This is a genomic window from Pontibacter litorisediminis (genome assembly GCF_029360645.1).
GTDB lineage: Bacteria > Bacteroidota > Bacteroidia > Cytophagales > Hymenobacteraceae > Pontibacter > Pontibacter litorisediminis.
The window spans coordinates 227,721-245,810 of record NZ_JARDUA010000007.1 but is presented as its reverse complement, the minus strand read 5'-3'; the positions used below and the strand labels follow the sequence as shown (position 1 = coordinate 245,810).

Annotated in this window: 13 protein-coding genes; 11 read left to right on the top strand and 2 right to left on the bottom strand. The window is 54.2% G+C overall.

The annotated features are described in order from the left end of the window. Window positions 1-4 precede the first annotated feature (4 nt). Window positions 5-1,537 (top strand): RagB/SusD family nutrient uptake outer membrane protein, encoded by a 1,533-nt coding sequence (locus PXG97_RS18465; protein ID WP_276499297.1) that lies wholly within the window; start codon window positions 5-7, stop codon window positions 1,535-1,537. A 76-nt stretch (window positions 1,538-1,613) separates the two neighbouring features. On the opposite strand, the gene PXG97_RS18460 is transcribed toward PXG97_RS18465, so the two are convergent. After that, the gene (locus PXG97_RS18460; protein WP_276499296.1) at window positions 1,614-2,894 is read right to left on the bottom strand and encodes an erythromycin esterase family protein; all 1,281 of its coding nucleotides are present in this window, start codon (window positions 2,892-2,894) and stop codon (window positions 1,614-1,616) included. A 143-nt stretch (window positions 2,895-3,037) separates the two neighbouring features. After that, window positions 3,038-3,769, bottom strand: coding sequence for a DUF4197 domain-containing protein (locus PXG97_RS18455; protein WP_276499295.1), 732 nt, complete (start codon window positions 3,767-3,769; stop codon window positions 3,038-3,040). Between the two features lie 145 nt (window positions 3,770-3,914). Between PXG97_RS18455 and PXG97_RS18450 the strand changes: the two genes are divergently transcribed. The 10 genes from PXG97_RS18450 to PXG97_RS18405 all read left to right on the top strand — a co-directional run bounded on the left by PXG97_RS18450 (window position 3,915) and on the right by PXG97_RS18405 (window position 18,090). After that, a complete protein-coding gene (locus PXG97_RS18450) occupies window positions 3,915-5,174 on the top strand; it encodes a competence/damage-inducible protein A (protein WP_276499294.1) in 1,260 nt (419 codons plus the stop codon). Window positions 5,175-5,308: 134 nt separating this feature from the next. After that, window positions 5,309-6,664: a dihydrolipoamide acetyltransferase family protein gene (locus PXG97_RS18445; protein ID WP_276499293.1), complete on the top strand. Its 1,356-nt coding sequence runs from the start codon at window positions 5,309-5,311 to the stop codon at window positions 6,662-6,664. A 174-nt stretch (window positions 6,665-6,838) separates the two neighbouring features. Beyond that, window positions 6,839-7,399, top strand: coding sequence for a cupin domain-containing protein (locus PXG97_RS18440; RefSeq protein ID WP_276499292.1), 561 nt, complete (start codon window positions 6,839-6,841; stop codon window positions 7,397-7,399). 117 nt (window positions 7,400-7,516) lie between these two features. Beyond that, entirely contained in the window at window positions 7,517-8,032 is a 516-nt protein-coding gene (locus PXG97_RS18435; protein WP_276499291.1) for a hypothetical protein, read from the top strand. Window positions 8,033-8,060: 28 nt separating this feature from the next. Beyond that, window positions 8,061-8,762, top strand: coding sequence for an SIMPL domain-containing protein (locus PXG97_RS18430; protein WP_276499290.1), 702 nt, complete (start codon window positions 8,061-8,063; stop codon window positions 8,760-8,762). A gap of 57 nt (window positions 8,763-8,819) precedes the next feature. Next, entirely contained in the window at window positions 8,820-9,419 is a 600-nt protein-coding gene (locus PXG97_RS18425) for a hypothetical protein (protein ID WP_276499289.1), read from the top strand. Between the two features lie 283 nt (window positions 9,420-9,702). Beyond that, window positions 9,703-11,637 carry a molecular chaperone DnaK gene (gene dnaK / locus PXG97_RS18420; protein WP_276499288.1) on the top strand — a complete coding sequence of 645 codons (1,935 nt, stop codon included), beginning with the start codon at window positions 9,703-9,705 and terminating at the stop codon, window positions 11,635-11,637. A gap of 159 nt (window positions 11,638-11,796) precedes the next feature. Next, window positions 11,797-13,050 (top strand): outer membrane beta-barrel protein, encoded by a 1,254-nt coding sequence (locus PXG97_RS18415; protein WP_276499287.1) that lies wholly within the window; start codon window positions 11,797-11,799, stop codon window positions 13,048-13,050. 625 nt (window positions 13,051-13,675) lie between these two features. Further along, window positions 13,676-16,984, top strand: a complete 3,309-nt coding sequence (locus PXG97_RS18410) for a right-handed parallel beta-helix repeat-containing protein (protein ID WP_276499286.1) — start codon at window positions 13,676-13,678, stop codon at window positions 16,982-16,984. Between the two features lie 251 nt (window positions 16,985-17,235). Continuing rightward, complete coding sequence (locus PXG97_RS18405; protein WP_276499285.1) at window positions 17,236-18,090, top strand: ABC transporter permease; 855 nt, start codon at window positions 17,236-17,238, stop codon at window positions 18,088-18,090.

The following is an 18,090-nucleotide window of genomic DNA, read 5'->3' as shown; positions in this document are numbered from 1 at the left end:
GACCATGAAAAAATATACTTTGAAAATAGCCATGATGAGCCTGTTCACACTGTTGGTGGTAACAGGCTGCGAGGAAGATTTCCTGGAGTCAGACATACCCGGCAGGCTGCCGCAAGAGGAATTCTATCAAACCGATGAGGATGCCTTGCGGGCCACTGCCGCTGCCTACGACATGCTGCAGGCGCACTACAACTGGGGCTGGGCCAGTATGTACCTGGTCAAAACCCTGCTATCGGATGAGAGCAACGCCGGGGGCAGCGGACCGGGGGATCAGCCTGGCTACCAAACCCTCGATGACTATACGTTCGACTCTCAGAACGACCCGGTGCTGGGTGCCTGGAGCATGAGCTACTACGGCATTTACCGGGCAAACCAGGTCATCAACCGGGTGACCCCTGAAACAGACCTGCGCCGGCGCCTGATAGCAGAGGCCAAGGCACTCAGGGCGCTTTATTACCTGGACCTCGTAACGCTATGGGGAGGTGTGCCGCTCATAGTGGCCGACATTCCGCAGAGTGAGTACAACATGCAGCAGCGGGCCAGCCGGGAGGAGGTGTATGCGCAGATAGAACAAGACCTGACCGAGGCCATTGCCGACCTGCCCCTGAAGAGCACCTACGGCGCCGGAGAGAGGTTCCGGTTCTCCCAGGGCGCGGCGCAGGCTCTGCTCGGCCGGGCGCACCTGTACCAGGAAGAGTGGCAGCAGGCGGCCCAGCAGTTTGATGAGGTCATTAACTCCGGCCAGTATAGCCTGGAGCCGAACTTCAGCACCGTGTTCTCGCAGGAAGGGGAGTTTGGCCCGGAGTCTTTGTTTGAGGTAGCTTACTCCAATGATGCCAACTATGATTGGGGGAACTTTCCGTGGGCGAACGGCCGCAACCTCGAGAGCAACATACACATACAACTGATGGGCCCCCGCGCCGACTTCTACACCAAGGCGCCGCAGGACTCGCTGATCGGTGGGTGGGGCTTTAACACGCCTCGCCCTGGGCTGTACCAGGCCTTTATCGACGCCGGCGATACTGAGCGAAGAATTAACACCTTGATGTCGGAAGAGGAGTTGGAGGCGATGGGCGGCAACTGGAGCGAACCCAACGCCTATGACTACATGGGTTACTTCCAGCGCAAGTATGGCTCCTACATCAACCAAACCAGTTCTGAAGGCGGCTCCATCGCAGAGTTAAACTATGGCACCAACTGGCGCTTGATTCGCTATGCGGATGTGCTGCTGATGGCGGCTGAAGCCTATTACCGCCTGGGCGATGAGGCCAGGGCACGCGAAGAACTCAACAAGGTGCGCGAAAGAGCCGGGCTGGATGAGGTGTCGGCAGCTGGCACGGACCTATTCAACGCGATTGTAAGGGAGCGGCAACTGGAGCTGGCCTTTGAGGGTTTCAGGTACATCGACTTGGTGCGCTGGGGCCTGGCCCCCCAGGAACTGGGGCCGCTTGGCTATATGGAGGGCAAGCACAACCTGCTCCCGATACCGGACACAGACGTGAGAACGGCTAACCTGACGCAGAACCCCGGCTATTAAACGAAACCCCATAAAGCAGAGAGGGGGCTACCACGGTAGCCCCCTCTCTGCTTTTATAGCTCACTTCCAGGGTACCTTAGTAATTCCAGGGATACAGGTCTGGCTCCTTGGCACCGCGGTTCTTCATTCGGAGCGGGTGCACGGCCTCTGTCTCCTCAAAGTAGATAAAGGCATCGTAGCGCTCCGGTATGACGGTGGGCACGTAGTTGCCGAACATTTCATACTTGGGGTCATACACCACGCCGATGGCGCGGTGGCCCATGTAGTCCTGCACCTCCGGCACGTGCTTCAGGTCTTTGGAGAGGATGATCTTGTCATCGGTGCTCACGTTGTGGAGGAACTCCTCCCAACTGCCGTTTCTGGCGGGCGGCACGTCCATTTTCTGCATAGGTGCTCCCCAGGCCTTGCCGGCAATTACGGTGCCCTGGTAGGTACCGAAACCCACCAGCCTCACGTTGGCGCGCCCATACTTCTCGCGGGCCAGCTGCCCAATGTTATACATACCCTCGTCGGCCATATCGGTGTAGCGCGCATCGCCGATGTGGGTATTGTGCTCCCACACAATAGCTTTGGACTCCGGCCCATGAAACTCCAGCAGGCGGTCCAGGGTCTCCATCATATGGCTGTCGCGCACGTTCCAGGAGTTGGCGCTGCCGCTGATCATAGCGCGGTAGTACTTCTCGGCGTTGGCCGCCACCAGGGCATTCTGCTTGGTGTTGAACTCCTGCTCCGGGTCGTTGCCGAAGATGCGCTGCTGCTGTACTTTCTGCAGCATCTCGATCACTTCCCGCTCACAGTCGGTGGGCACAAAGGCAGTGGCACGGGCGTAGTTCTGCGGATCGCGGTTAAAGGGCTCAAAGCAATTGATGGCTTGCTTGGCGGCCTCTGCGGCCTGCCCGTCGTTGTTCTCGAGGAAGCGCACGATCTGCTCCAGGCTCTCCCACAGGCTGTACACATCCAGCCCGTAAAAGCCGGCCTTCTCGCCCTGCTTGCGCAGGTTATTATACTCCCGCAGCCACTCCACCAGCGCCGCCACCTCCCAGTTGGCCCACATCCAGGACGGCCAGCGGCGGTATACTTCCAGCAGCTCCGCAATCTTGCTGCCGGCGTTGGGGTAGCCTTTCACGAAGCGGTTTACGGCGTAGCACTCGGGCCAGTCGCCTTCCACGGCAATAAAGCTAAAGCCCTTTTCCTGTATCAGCCTTCTGGAGATGGCGGTACGCCAGGTGTAGTACTCCGAGGTGCCGTGCGAGGCCTCCCCCAGCATCACCACGCGGGCATCCCCTATCTCCTGCAGTAACACATCCAGGTCTTTCTCTTTTGTAAGTGCTGTATAGTGAAAAGGTTTTTGTCCCATAGCCGTGGTGTAAAGTATAATAGCGCGTCATCGAATTTTGCTGTATTGTACTTTCCTTTAACGGTTTATGTTCCATTAAATAGAACACCCGCTCTACTTCCGGGTAAAGCGGGTGCACCGTAGGGCAAAACCCCTGTACTTTCCTACGACTGGTTCTGCTGGGAGAACACCCTGCGCAGCAGCTCAGTGGTGCGGGCAAGCGGGTTCTCGCGTATCTTCAGCTCTTCCTGCGCCACCAGCGTAAAGAGGCCGTCAATGGCTTTCTGGGTCGCATAGTCGTCCAGGTCTGGGTTTACTTTCTGCACCAGCGGAATTTTATTGTACTGGTTTACCAGGTCGGCGTAGTAGCGGGTGGCGTTCGTCTTCTCCAGCGATTTTACCATGATCGGGTTAAAGGCATTGTACAGCTGCTGCGAGGTGGTGCGCTTCAGGTAATTGGTGGCCGCGTCCTTGTCGCCGCGCAATATCCCCCAGGCATCCTGTATGGTCATCTGCTTGATGGCGCTCACGAAGATCGGCACGGCGCTTTTGGCGGCGTCTTCGGCCCCACGGTTCAGGGTAAGGATAAACTTATCCACCTCGTTGCCCAGCCCCACCTGGCGCAACGTGTTTTCCACGCGCTGCACATCCTGCGGGAAAGGGATGCGGATAAGCGAGTTGCCGAAATAGCCGTCCGTCTGGGACGCCCGGTTTGCGCCGTTCGTGATACCTACCTCCAGTGCCTGCTTCAGGCCGGCCGCCACCTCGGTTTGGGTAAGCGGGGCGTTGGCAGTGCCGGCCAATACGCCGTCCATGGTGCGCTGCAGGTCGGTAACGGTGCAGGCAGAGGTGCCCAGCAACACGGCTACCGAAGCGGTATAAATCAGTTTCTTCATATTTGTTTAAGTTAATTCCGTTCTATCTGTTTGGCTTAGCACCTGGGCCTGTAAAGTATAGCCGCGCCTATTTATGCAATGTGCCGCAACATCTTTACCTTTATCAGGTTTAAAAGCCTGAACATAAATCAGACCACAAATATAGATGAAAGCAGTTACTGCTGAGATTATTACTATCGGCGACGAGATCCTGTATGGCCAAATCGTGGACACCAACTCGGCCTGGATGGGCACCGAGCTCACCAAAATTGGCGTAAAGGTAAAGCAAATCACCTCCATATCCGACAATGCCGAGCACATTGTAAAGGCCTTGGATGATGCCAGAACCCGTGCCGACATCATTTTGATCACCGGCGGCCTAGGCCCCACCAAAGACGATTTGACGAAACATGTGCTGGCCGACTACTTCCATACGTCGCTGCAGCTGCACGAGCCCTCGCTGGCCGACATCTCCGCCCTTTTTAAGGTGCGGGGCATCGAGCTGACGGAGCTGAACCGCCAGCAGGCGTTCCTGCCGGAGAGCTGCACCCCGGTGCGCAACGTGCTGGGCACGGCGCCGGGCATGTGGTTTGAGCGGGACGGGAAGGTGTTTGTGTCGATGCCGGGGGTGCCCTTTGAGATGAAGCGCATGATGACCGACATTGTGCTGCCGCAGCTCAAGGCATACTTCCAGACACCGCACATCATCCACAAGGTTATCCAGACGGTGGGCCTGCCCGAGTCTATACTTGCCGAGCGCCTGGAGGGCTGGGAAACCAGCCTGCCGGAGCACCTGAAACTGGCCTACCTGCCCCACCTGGGCGGGGTGCGTCTGCGCCTGACGGGCCAAAGCGCAGATGAAGCGCAACTGGAGCAGGAGCTGCAGCAGGAGGTAGCCAAGCTGCCGCCCCTTATCGGCAAGTATATTTTTGCCTACGGCGAAGTGCCGCTGGAGGAGGCCATCGGGCAGTTGCTAAAAGAGCGGGGGCTTACCGTGGCCACGGCAGAAAGCTGTACCGGCGGCTTTTTGGCGCATAAGCTTACCAGTATTGCCGGCAGCTCTGCCTACTTTATCGGCGGGGTGATCGCCTACCATAACGAGGTAAAAATGCAGGAGCTCGAGGTAAAGCCTGAAACCCTGCAGCAGCATGGCGCCGTAAGCGAGGCTACTGTGCGCGCCATGGCCGAGAGCGTGCGCCTGAAGTTTGACACGGACATTGGTCTGGCCACCAGCGGCATCGCCGGTCCTGAAGGCGGCACGCCTGACAAGCCAGTGGGCACGATCTGGATCGCCTATGCCGATAAGTACAAGACCGAGGCAAAGCTCCTCAACTTCAACAAGAACAGGCTGCTCAATATCGAGTACACGGCCATGGCTGTGCTGAACCTGCTGCGCCAAAGTTTGGAGCCAACGGTTGAGGAATAGCCCAAAATAATTAACTTTGTCTGGGCTTTGAGTCAGTTGGCCGCAAGAAGGTCAGTACTCACTTCCCTTTTTATAGTCCCTCGAATAATTCCTGGAATCTAAAAACGATCAACGAAAAACGAATAACGACACATATGGCACTTGTAGAAATGGTTATGCCCAAGATGGGCGAAAGTATCATGGAAGGTACCGTTCTGAAATGGCTTAAAAGCGTGGGTGACACCATTGAGCAGGACGAATCGGTGCTGGAAGTTGCTACAGATAAAGTGGACACCGAGGTACCTGCCCTGCAAGGCGGGGTGCTGAAGGAGATCCTGGTACAGGAAGGTGACGTGGTGGCCGTGGGCGCCACGATCGCCATCATCGCCACCAACGGCGAGGATACCGGAGCCCCTGCCGCTACCGAGGCTCCTGCTGCACCTCAGGCCGCCGCGCCGCAGGAAACAGCTGCCCCTCAGGCCGCCACTGCCACTTCTACCGCCAAACTCGACAAGCCGGCTACAGGCCGCTTTTACTCGCCGCTGGTGCTCAACATCGCCCGCGAGGAGGGTATTTCTATGGAGGAGCTGGAGTATGTGCCAGGCACCGGCAGCGAAGGCCGCGTATCCAAGAAAGACATCATGAACTACCTGGCCAACCGTGGCGCTGCCCCGCAGCAGGCTGCCGCCCCGCAAGCTCAGGCGCAACAGCCGCAGGCACAGGCTCCAGCAGCTGCTCCTGCCCCTGCCGCGCAGCCACAGGCCGCCCCTGCTCAGGTGAAGCCGGCCGCTTCGTACGGCGGCAACGTGGAGCTCATCGAGATGGACCGTATGCGCAAGATGATCGCCGACCGCATGGTGGACAGCAAGCGCATCTCGCCGCACGTTACCTCGTTCGTGGAGGCTGACGTGACCAACATCGTGAACTGGAGAAACAAGTGGAAAAATGAGTATAAGAAGCGCGAGGGTGAGAACCTGACCTTCACGCCGATCTTTATCGATGCCATTGCCAAGGCAATCAAAGACTTCCCGATGATTAACGTGTCGGTGGACGGTGGCACGATCATCCGCCACAAGGATATCAACATCGGTATGGCCGTGGCGCTGCCAAGCGGCAACCTGATCGTGCCGAACATCAAGAACGCTGACCAACTGAACCTGAACGGGCTGACCAAGAAGGTGAATGACCTGGCTAACCGCGGCCGTATGAACAAGCTGACGCCGGACGACCTGGCAGGCGGCACCTACACCGTGTCTAACGTGGGCTCTTTCGGCAACGTGATGGGCACACCGATCATCATGCAGCCGCAGGTGGCCATCATGGCCGTGGGCGCGATCAAGAAAAAGCCGGCCGTTATCGAAACGCCGGAAGGAGACCTGATCGGTATCCGCCACTTCATGTACCTGTCGCACTCCTACGACCACCGTGTGGTGGACGGCTCGCTGGGCGGCATGTTCGTGCGCCGCGTGGCGGATTACCTGGAGCAGTTCGACGTGAACCAAACCATCTAATCTTCTATAAAACCCCTTTCGAGGAAGCAAGAAAGATTTAAATTCTAAGTACAAAGCCTGCCTCTTAACGGAGGCAGGCTTTGTTTTTGGGTGATGCTGAGCACCTTATCTTACGTAAAACCAATAATACACCTGTTGTATACAGCTGCTGCTTAACCTCTAAGTACATCGCTTATGAAAAGGAGTAATTTTTTGTTCCTGCTTTTAGCTTCCTTGCCCCTTCCCGCACTCGCTAGTGCCGTGTGGGGCCACCCAAGAAATGGCAAAGGATTCAAGGTCAGCGCTGGTGAAGGCAGGTACCATGGGCACATTAAACTGAAAGGCGTGAATGCCAACATTCTGGATGTAAAGGTGTCGGGGAAAGACACGAATGGTGACCTGGCTATTTTCGAACAAACCAGCGTGTCTCCCGGAAGAGGTACTCCCTTACACCTGCACCATAACCAGGATGAGATTTTCTATGTACTGGAGGGAGCATACTATTTTCAGGTTGGCGAGGATAAGCACCATCTTAAAGCCGGTGACAGCATTTTCCTGCCCCGGCAGGTGCCCCATGCCTGGGTACAGGTGAGCCAAACGGGTAAAATGACGGTGACCGTGCAACCAGCAGGAAAGCTGGAGAACTTCTTTGTGACCATGGCTGCCTTAACGGCGGAACCGTCAAAGGAAATGATAGCGCAAATTTTTGCAGACAATGACATGCAGGTCGTGGGGCCACCTTTACAGCTAGATTGAAAGCGGCGCCGAGATTTACTTGCTGCTGCCTGCATGAGCGACACCGGCATTTAAATTTAACCTACCTATGTATAGAAGCCGTATATTAGCTGCAACATATATTATCATCTAGAAACAATGAAAAACATACTACCCTGGCTGCTGGCAGCAGTGTTCCTTTTCCTGGCGCTATACTTTTACTGGCAGAAGAACGAGGCCGAGAGCCGTTTGGCCATTGCCGACACGCAGGTGGCTGAGATCGACAAGGAGCTGGAGGAGCAAACCGAAGCTGCGGACTCGCTGGAGGATATGGTGCTGCCGCCTGACACCATGAACCTGGTGCCGCCGGGCGGAGCCGCTTTTGTGGATGAACTGGGCACCTTGAGCCAAAGTGACATCCAGCGCCTGAAGCGCAGAGGCCTGAAGAATCCGGAATCTGACCTGATGAACGACCTGAGCCGCAAGCAAAGCGAGCTTATACCTGCCGAAGGCGTGTTGGGCGGCACCATGGCCATCCGTGACACCCGCATCCTGAACGACCGCTATGTTCTGGCCTACTTCGAAGACGGCCACAACGGCGGCTACATGCTGCTCAAGTATGAGGTAAAGGACGGCAAGATCAACTGGACAGTGGTGGACAGCTCCAAGCTGTAAACCGCCTCCCTGAAACCCAAAACACCCTATGAAGCGAAACATCACCCTCCTGTTCCTGCTCTTCTGCCTGGTAGCCCAGGCGCAAACCACCTCCCCTGAAAACCGCATTGTGGTGTTGGGTGAGGCAAGTATAAATGTGCCTGCCGACCAGGTGCGCTTTACGGTAACGCTGGAATCAACGGACTCGACAAGTATAGAGAACGTTTACCGGAAGCACCAGGCGCAGGAGGCGAAACTGGTGGCGCTGCTCAAGGACCTGCAGTTGCCCGCGCGTGACATCTCCTACTCCCTGCTCTCCTTAAACAAGCAGCAAAGCCATTACCAGCAGCAGGCGGTGCCCTACTTTATGGGCAGGCAAACCGTAAACTTCACCCTCTCATCTGTGGAAAAGCTTTCTGAGGTGCAGGCCAGGTTGATAAAGGGAGGCTTTACGAACTTTAACAGCCGTTTTACCTCCACCCAGCTGGAAAAGCACCAGACGCAGGTTATGGAGAAGGCAGTGGAGGTAGCCCGGAAAAAGGCCAATGTGCTGGCGAAAGCCGCCGGAAGAAGTATAGAACGCGTCGTGAAAGTAGCTGACACAGAGGACACGGACCCCGCCTTCCGTAACTATAGCCAAGGCATGCTCAACGAGATGGTGGTAACGGGTTATGGCGCCGCAAACCTGCTGGAGTTCCCGCAGACCATACCTATATCGGCAGCGGTGAAGGTGGTGTTTGAGCTAAAGTAATTCTTAGCACAAGTTTTGCGTGGATGAAGTATAAGGCATAAACAAACAGGCTACCCCATGACAGCATTACTCTTCACCATACTTCTACCCTTCTCCTTTATACTATCAGACTCCAGCCAACTGCGCCTGCAGCAGAACCTGCAGCAGGACCTGGCCCGGCTGCAGCAGGCTGGCAGCTACTTCATCAGCGATAACAGCACCCTGAGCCCTACCGTGCAGACCGTGGCCCAGGACCTGCAGCTGTTCGGGCTGGTGGCTACCCTCGACCTGAGCAACGCTGTGTATGTGCAGCAACAGCAGGGACCGCACCAGCTGCACCGCTGGAGGTTTGAGGAAGGTGAGATCCGGGGCATCACGCAGATACAAAGCAGCATACAGCTGGACACGGTGGTAACGCAGCGTTACCTGGAAAACCGGGCGCCCACGCAGCACCGCATCCAGAATAACTTCACCTTCCGCACCTACCTTGTCTCCACGGCCTCCGAGCCAAACAAGCTGTACTACCTGACAGAGGAACAGCAGGGGCTGCTAACATACCGGCTAGGCGAAAAGCAGGTGGAGATAACCTATGCCTCTCCCAAACAGGGCCTGGCGGATGTACTGCCTGCTTATAGAAAGGAAATCGAAAGGCTGCTAGGGAATCTGCAACAACCCTAAAGCATTAGCAACACAGCACCGGCCGCTCCAGCAAGAGCGGCCGGTGCTCTTTTTATCATCTGCTAGAACCTGCGGCACTACGCTGCAGTAAGGTATACTTCAGCAATAATGTCGGGGTGGTGGTGGTAATGCGCAGGCAAGTCGGACAACAAGTATGGCGCAACAGCTATGCTCTGACAGAATGACATAAAAAAAGACCTGGACGCCCCTTGGCACATGGCTTGTTAAAACAGAAGTAACTGAAAATAGAAATTGAATCAGCAACTATAAATAAAACTATAGAATGGGAAAAATAATAGGTATTGACTTAGGTACAACCAACTCATGCGTTGCCGTAATGGAGGGTAACGAGCCAGTTGTAATACCTAACAGCGAAGGACGCCGCACGACACCGTCTATCGTGGCATTTCTGGATAACGGAAACGGTGAGCGTAAAGTAGGTGACCCTGCCAAGCGCCAGGCGATCACAAACCCACAAAACACCATCGCTTCTATCAAGCGCTTCATGGGCCACAGCTACAATGAGGTAAGCGAAGAGGCAAAGCAGGTTTCTTACAAAGTACAGCAGGGTAGCAACAATACCGTGCGCGTACAGATCGGCGACCGTGAGTACACGCCGCAGGAGATCTCTGCCATGGTGCTCCAGAAAATGAAGGCTACGGCAGAAGAGTACCTGGGTACCTCTGTAACCGAGGCGGTTATTACCGTACCGGCTTACTTCAACGATGCGCAGCGCCAGGCTACGAAAGAGGCCGGCCAGATTGCAGGCCTTGAAGTGAAGCGTATCATTAACGAGCCAACAGCAGCCGCGCTTGCTTACGGCTTGGACAAGAAGAGCGTAGACCAGAAGATTGCGGTGTTTGACCTTGGTGGTGGTACATTCGATATCTCGATCCTGGAACTGGGTGACGGTGTGTTCGAGGTACTTTCTACGAACGGCGACACGCACCTGGGTGGTGACGACTTTGACCAGGTGATCATCAACTGGTTGGCTGAGGAGTTCAAAAAAGACGAAGGCCTGGACCTGCGCAAGGACCCAATGGCCCTGCAGCGCTTGAAAGAAGCCGCTGAGAAGGCGAAGATCGAGCTTTCTTCTTCACAAGAGACAGAGATCAACCTGCCCTATATCATGCCAGTGGACGGTGTGCCGAAGCACCTGGTTCGTAAACTGACACGCGCCAAGTTCGAGCAACTGTCTGATGACTTGATCCGCCGCTCTATGGAGCCGTGCAAGAAAGCTCTTCAGGATGCGGGCCTTTCTACCTCTGACATCGACGAGGTGATCTTGGTAGGTGGTTCTACCCGTATCCCGAAAGTACAGGAGGAAGTAGAGAAGTTCTTCGGCAAAAAGCCTTCTAAAGGCGTGAACCCGGATGAGGTGGTTGCCATTGGTGCTGCAATCCAGGGTGGTGTACTGACAGGTGAGGTAAAAGACGTGCTTCTGCTGGACGTAACGCCACTGTCACTGGGCATTGAGACTATGGGTGGTGTGTTCACTAAACTGATTGAGTCGAACACAACGATCCCTACGAAGAAGTCTGAGACGTTCTCAACGGCTTCCGATAACCAGCCGTCTGTGGAGATCCACGTACTGCAGGGTGAGCGCCCAATGGCCAAGGACAATCGTACGATTGGTCGCTTCCACTTATCAGATATTCCGCCAGCACCACGTGGTGTGCCACAGATCGAGGTTATTTTCGACATCGACGCCAACGGTATCCTGCACGTAACAGCGAAGGATAAAGCGACAGGCAAAGAGCAGAAGATTCGTATTGAGGCTTCTTCTGGCCTAAGCGAGCAGGAGATCGAGAAAATGCGTAAGGAGGCAGAGGCCAACGCCGAGGCTGACAAGAAGGCGAAGGAGGAGATCGAGAAGCTGAACACAGCCGACTCTATGATCTTCCAGACCGAGAAGCAGCTGAAGGAGTATGGCGACAAGCTTTCCGGCGGCAATAAGTCTAACATCGAGAATGCGCTGGGCGAGCTGAAGAAGGCACACGAGTCGAAAGATATCGCTGGTATCGACAGAGCCATCGAGAACCTGAACAACGCGTGGAGCGCCGCCTCTCAGGAGATGTACGCAGCTACGCAGGGCCAAGGAGCTCCAGGCGCTGAAGGCGGTGGCAACGGCCAGGCCGGTGGTGCGCAGGGCGCAGCCAACGACGGCGGTGTAACCGATGTAGACTACGAGGAAGTAGACGGCAACACCAACAAGTAAGCATCTAAAACTCAAACTATACAGAACTCCCCTGCCGGACTCCGGCAGGGGAGTTTTTTTGCAGGCAACATTTAGCTGTGGGGTTATAACTAAATATAATAATTTTAGTATACTGCCAATGTTTGCAGCTACACCGTCAACCACATCAACCTAACTTCCATGAAACAACTTTATGTAACCTTCACCTTACTCTTTGCCTGCACCCTAGCTTTTGCGCAAAAGAGTTTCCAAGATGGCTTTATCGTCCAGAACGGCGACACGATTCGGGGCTTGGTAGATTACCGGGGCTCTGTCCGCAGTGCAGAGGTCACCACATTCAAACAAAATGAGCACGCAGCCGAGCAGGCCCTTACGCCCCACGACATCCAGGCCTACGGCTTCGACAAAGGCAAGAAACTTTTTGAAGCTTTTGAGATTACCTTAGCACCTGCGGGGGACACTGTAAGGCAACGCGTTTTTCTAGCCGCACTGGTGAAGGGCAAAGCCAGCGTGTACCACTACCGTGACTCTTTCCAGAAGGACCGTTATTTTCTGAGGAAGGACGGCCAGCCACTCATTGAACTCCTCTACGAGGAGACGTTACTCAGGGACACCAACTCCGGAAAGCTCTACAAAGCGAAGAGAAGAGCCTATGCACATACCATGGCCGTAGCCTTCACGGATTGTGAGACCATAAAAGCCGGCAGGTTTCAGAACATGAAGTTTACGGCAGATGCCCTGGCCGAAATAACGGAGGATTACAACGCGTGTGTAGGGGGCAGCACAGCCATACAAAAAGCGGAGATAAAGAAGTCCGTCGTTACTTTTGCCCCTTCCATCACCTACACCAGAAGCACCTATACGCTGAAGGGCGATGAGCACCCGACCACCCGCGGGAGCTATTCAGACGAATCGGCGGGCTTGGGCGGCGGTTTGGCGGTAAACGTCTCGCTCCCGAGACTGAACGAAAAGCTTTCCATCCAAATAGACCTGTTGTACATGCCCTTCCGGCAAGTAGCCTCCTTTGACTACAGAAACAACCTGGGCTTTGAGTATAAGTATGATGTCTTGTTTGATGCAGACTACCTCAAGCTGCCCATCCAGGTCGTGTACACGTACCCTAACGGCAAACTAAGGCCATACCTGAGCGCGGGCCTCGCTAACAACATTGCGCTACAGGTAACACAACAGTCTACCCGTACCGATTATTATGACCCGGATGAACCCAGGGTACGCGAACAGCCCGCATTTGGAGAAGGCGGGTTCAGAAAACGCACCCTTGGCCTTACTGCAGGTGCTGGCCTACACGTTCCCTTGGGAACCAAAGCGATGGTGTTAGGAGTGAGGTATGAGGCGAATGAAAGCTCCTCCGCCATCAACAGCGTTTCAGCCAAGGCACAGCACCTTTACTTTATGCTGGGTTATAAGCTATAAACTGTTTTAATGCTGCTAAAGCGCTCTACAGGCACATCCTGTAGAGCGCTTTTCATTTATAGCCGCAGGAGAAATCAGGATTTATACTGTAAGTCTGCACAAAACTGTAGATCATCCTCAAAATAAACATACTTTACTTTTGATAAACCAGTCGCTCAACCCTCCTCCTCTCAAGCCATGACACCTGGCTAAAACTATAACTTATTTAACACCATCGCGACCCACTAACCAGAAGCATCAGGCGCAAACGCATCACGTCTCCTCAAAAACAAGCCATTTGCCTTCACAAAACAGTGTATTACAGCCTATAATTTACATTGCGCAACGCCGCATCGTTGTAAAGCACCTATAAACTTTTCCGTGAACGACTTTGTTCGGCATAAAATAATTGTCACTATTGCAGTAAGGCAAGGCCTGCCATAAGGCACGATAAAATCCAACTTGCAATTATTTCTATTTTATACTTTTATGCCGCATTTTTACTTTAAGAAAACCCCACAGCAGAAGAAAAAGGTGTTAAGCCCCAGCATTGGTTTGCGCTGCGTGGCTGTTAGCCTTGCCTCACACTATACCTTAACCTGTAGCGCTCCCAAAGTATAATTATCCTTAAGTAGATGCTGTGGTTATGAAGATGTTATCAGCTGCCGTTACTTTGCTAATGGCGCTAACTTGTTTGTGTGCGAAGGCGGAGACGTACTATGTGAGCAGCAAAGGGAATGATGTGAACAGTGGCCTTACACAGGCAAGCGCCTGGGCAAGTATAGAGAAAGTAAATGCCACGCCGCTTGCTGCCGGCGACACCGTTTTGTTTGAGGGGGAAGTCATCTTTTCTGGTAGCTTGGGCTTTGGGGCGGAGGTAAAAGGCACAGCCGAGAAGCCTATTGTGCTCGGGTCATACGGCGTGGGGAGAGCTGTTATCCGAAGTGGGCAAGAAGCCGGCTTCTGGTTATACAACACATCAGGGTTTAAGATCGAACACCTGGTTTTTGAAGGCGCTGGTAGAACGGTAAGCACCACCGCCGGCATGGACATTTACATGGACCTCCCCGCCACCAAGCTGCCTTATATCGCCATCCACGATGTGGAAGTGTACGGCTACCGCGAGGCGGGGATCAGCATTGGCAGCTGGGGCGGAACGCAAGGTTTTAGTGAGGTAACTATCACAAACTCCGCCGTTCATGACAACGGGGATGCCGGTATCCTGGTATGGGCGGAGGGCAACTATAAAGCGCACAGGAATGTGTATGTGGGTTTCACCAAAGCTTATAACAATGCCGGCATCCCCACCAAAACCAAGTCGCACAGCGGCAATGGCATTATACTGGGAGGGGTGGATGGAGGCATCGTTGAGTACTGCGAAGCCTATAACAACGGCTGGCTGAACGCCTGGACAAGTGGCGGACCTGTCGGCATCTGGTGCTACGCCAGTAACAACGTCATAATACAGTACAACGAGTCGCACCATAACAAAACGGGAACATCTAAAGACGGCGGCGGCTTCGACTTGGATGGCGGCAGCACCAACTGTATCCTGCAGTACAACTACTCGCACGACAACGAGGGAGCCGGGTACCTTTTGGCCCAGTACAGTGGTGCCAGCGAGATGAAGAACCTCACCATCCGCTACAACATCAGCGAGAACGACGGCCGAAAGAACGGCTACGGCGCCATACATTTGTGGTCATCGGGGTCAAAAGGTGGCATCCAGAATGCCCAAATTTACAATAACACGATCTACCTGACGCCTTCGGCCAGCGGTTCTCCAAAGGCTGTCTGGGTGCAGGCAGGAGGTGCTACGGCAGCGACTTTCCGCAACAACCTGTTTGTTACGACAGGCGGAGCGAGGCTCCTGCAGGTTGATGTTATCACCAGCGTCAGGTTTGAGGGGAATAACTACTGGGCCTCCGGCGAGGCACCGCAGTTTGTATGGGGTGGCACGGCCTACAACTCGCTCGACGGCTGGCGTAGCGCTACCACACAGGAGTACCGCAACGGCATGGCGGTGGGATATTTTCTGGATCCCATGCTAAAGTCTCCTGGCAAGGGAGTAACCATCTCAGACCCGAAGCGGCTTTATACTTTGGAGAACTACAAATTAGAGAGCTCCTCACCGATCATCGGCAAAGCGCTTAATCTCGCCGCTAACTTCGGACTTAACCCGGGCAACCGTGATTTCTGGGGCAACAGCATCTTGCAGCGCACAGACCTTTGCATTGGCGCGCACCAGGCAACGGAGAACAGCAAGGCCTGCCTTTACGGCGGTCCGCAACCGCTTAGGTTTGGGCAAGCGACAGGAGGAACTTATGCTGGCCCCGGGGTGGAGGCTGGCCTTTTTACCCCGGATGCAGCTGGTGTAGGCAACCATCCGCTCACTTATACTTATACCGACGTGCAAGGGCTGCAGCAAGTATTGCATCATACTGTTATGGTTATCGACGCCAAGGAAACGGCATGGACGGGAGACAACGGCACCTCCGACTGGTTTGACAGCCAAAACTGGACCACCTGTGTACCTACGCCAAGTATAGATGCCCACATCCCGCCTACCACAGCTGAGCTGAGCCACTACCCACGCATAAAAGCCGGCACGCATGGCCATGTTAGCAATTTGGATGCGGCAGGCCCTCTTACCCTAGAACAAAATGCCACCTTAGAGGTGCACGGCAGTCTAACCGGAACCAATCTGAATGCTGAGCCAGGCTCCAACGTCATATTCAACAGTGATAGCGAGCAACTGATACCCGGCGGCACGTATGACAACCTGATCATACGAGGCTCCGGCATCAAGAAACTTGCGGGGGCGGCAACCATAACACAGGCCATAGACCTGATGCAAGGTAGTCTGTGGCTAGGCGCTCAGGACCTGACGTTGACCGGTGGGGCCAGCCTGTTGCATTACAGTGCAGAGAGGTATATCGTAACAGATGGCTCCGGTAAGCTAACGCAGCATGCTTTAGGCCCAGGCACTTCCAAAGTATACCCTGTCGGAACACCGCAAGGCTATGCTCCCGTTACGCTGGTGAACACCGGCGCCACGGACAATTTTAGCGTGCGGGTAGAGGAAAAAGACCAAACACAGGAAGTTATCGCCGTACCAGACAGCACCATCAACAAAACCTGGCACATAGAGGAAGAAGAGACAGGGGGCTCTGAGGTAGCAATGACGCTGCAGTGGACCAGCCATGACGAGCCTGCAAACTTTAACCGATCCGAAAGCTACGTGAGCCACTATGAGGGAGAAGCGTGGCAGGTGATGGAGAGCAGTGCCGGCACTGTAACACAAGGCACCTTACCAGGCACATACATCATCAGTTTAAGTGGCGTTAACTCTTTCTCGCCTTTTACGGTAGCAAGCACCACCTCTGCCCCGGCCCCTTTGCCTGTCTCTTTGGTTAAGTTCACGGCTGCCAGACAGGGGGCAGAGGTGCTGCTGCAGTGGGAAACGGCTTCTGAGGAGAACAACTATGGCTTTGAGGTGGAGGTTTCGGAAGGGCCGGGGCAGTTTAGGAAGATCGGGTTTGTGCCCAGTTATGCAGGTAATGCTCAAAGGCTGCTGGCCTATACGTACCGCGACGCAGAAGCAGGTAAAGCCGGCACCAGGTATTACCGCCTTCGCCAAATAGACCATGACAGCACCAGCACATATTCTCCCATACGTGCTGTCAGCTTCGGGCCTGCCAGGCTTTCCGTTTCTGTTTATCCAAACCCTTTTTCGGACAAGATAACCTTAGAAGTGGAGGCTGTTACGGAAGATGTACTGCTTGTAGTAATTACCGATACCAAAGGTAAAAAAGTGCTGCAGAGGTCAATGCCGCTGCGAAAAGGGCTCACCAAAGTGCCCATCAGCCTGGCAGAGGCTGAGGGCTCGGCCTTTTATTTCTTAACAGCCTACATAGGTGACACGCCTTACCGGTTCAAGCTCATAAAAAAGTAACAAACTCCCCTCCCCCTCTCATAGCGGCAGATAGCGATCCTATCTGCCGTTTTATTTTCCAGACTTTTACCTGCGACATCACCTGCATCATTGGCAAGCCCACTAAAAACCTCCTAAAAATAACACTTAAAATACAATAACACGTATAAAGTTATCTTGAGAATCAGGCTGCTATAACGCGCTAAAGGCACAGCTGCGCTGGCCGACCATTCAGTGTAACTTTATAACTCTAAAATTTTTTGAGCGGGTTCATGTCTAAAGCTAAAGGCAAGGGAGAATGGGAAATTACCAGCCAAACCAGTTACCTGGGAGCTAGTATAGGAGAATTATGGTCTTTCCGGCACCTGCTGCGTGGGCTTGTGAAAAGAAATTTCCTGCTGCGCTACCAGCAGACCGTATTAGGCCCCTTTTGGATCCTGTTCCCTCCCCTGCTCACCTTGGCCACCTATGTTATTGTTTTCAGCAAACTTGTGGGTATTTCTACGGGCTCGTTGCCGCCTGTGCTTTTCTACTTCTCCGGCATTATACTATGGAGCTTCTTTAGCGACAGCTTCACCGGCACGTCCACCACTTTCCGCGACAATGTGCACCTCTTCAGTAAAGTGTACTTCCCGCGGATCGTCATTCCCCTTTCAGTTATCCAGACACAGCTATACAACTTTCTGATTCAGTTCCTGCTGCTGCTGACCCTGATGGCATACTACTGGTACTTTCAGGGGCTGCGGCTCACAGTGGGTATAACTGTGCTGTGGTTCCCGGTGGTGGTGCTTGCCACCGGACTGTTGGCGTTGGGTTTGGGCCTGTTCTTCTCTGTTCTTACTGCCAAGTACCGCGATATAAGCTATGTCACCAGCCTTGGGGTGCGCCTGCTACTGTACGTAACGCCCGTCATTTACCCCTTGTCAGCTGTTCCGGAAAAGGTGCAGTGGGTGGTGCAGCTAAATCCCTTGTCTCCCCTGTTCGAAGCATTCCGCCTCTCTCTTTTAGGGGAGGGAACCGTTTCCCCGCTGCAGCTACTCTACAGTATCCTGTTCACAGTAATGTTCTTCGGCGCCGCCCTACTGCTGTTCAATAAGCAAGGCGACAAACTGATAGATGTAGTATAG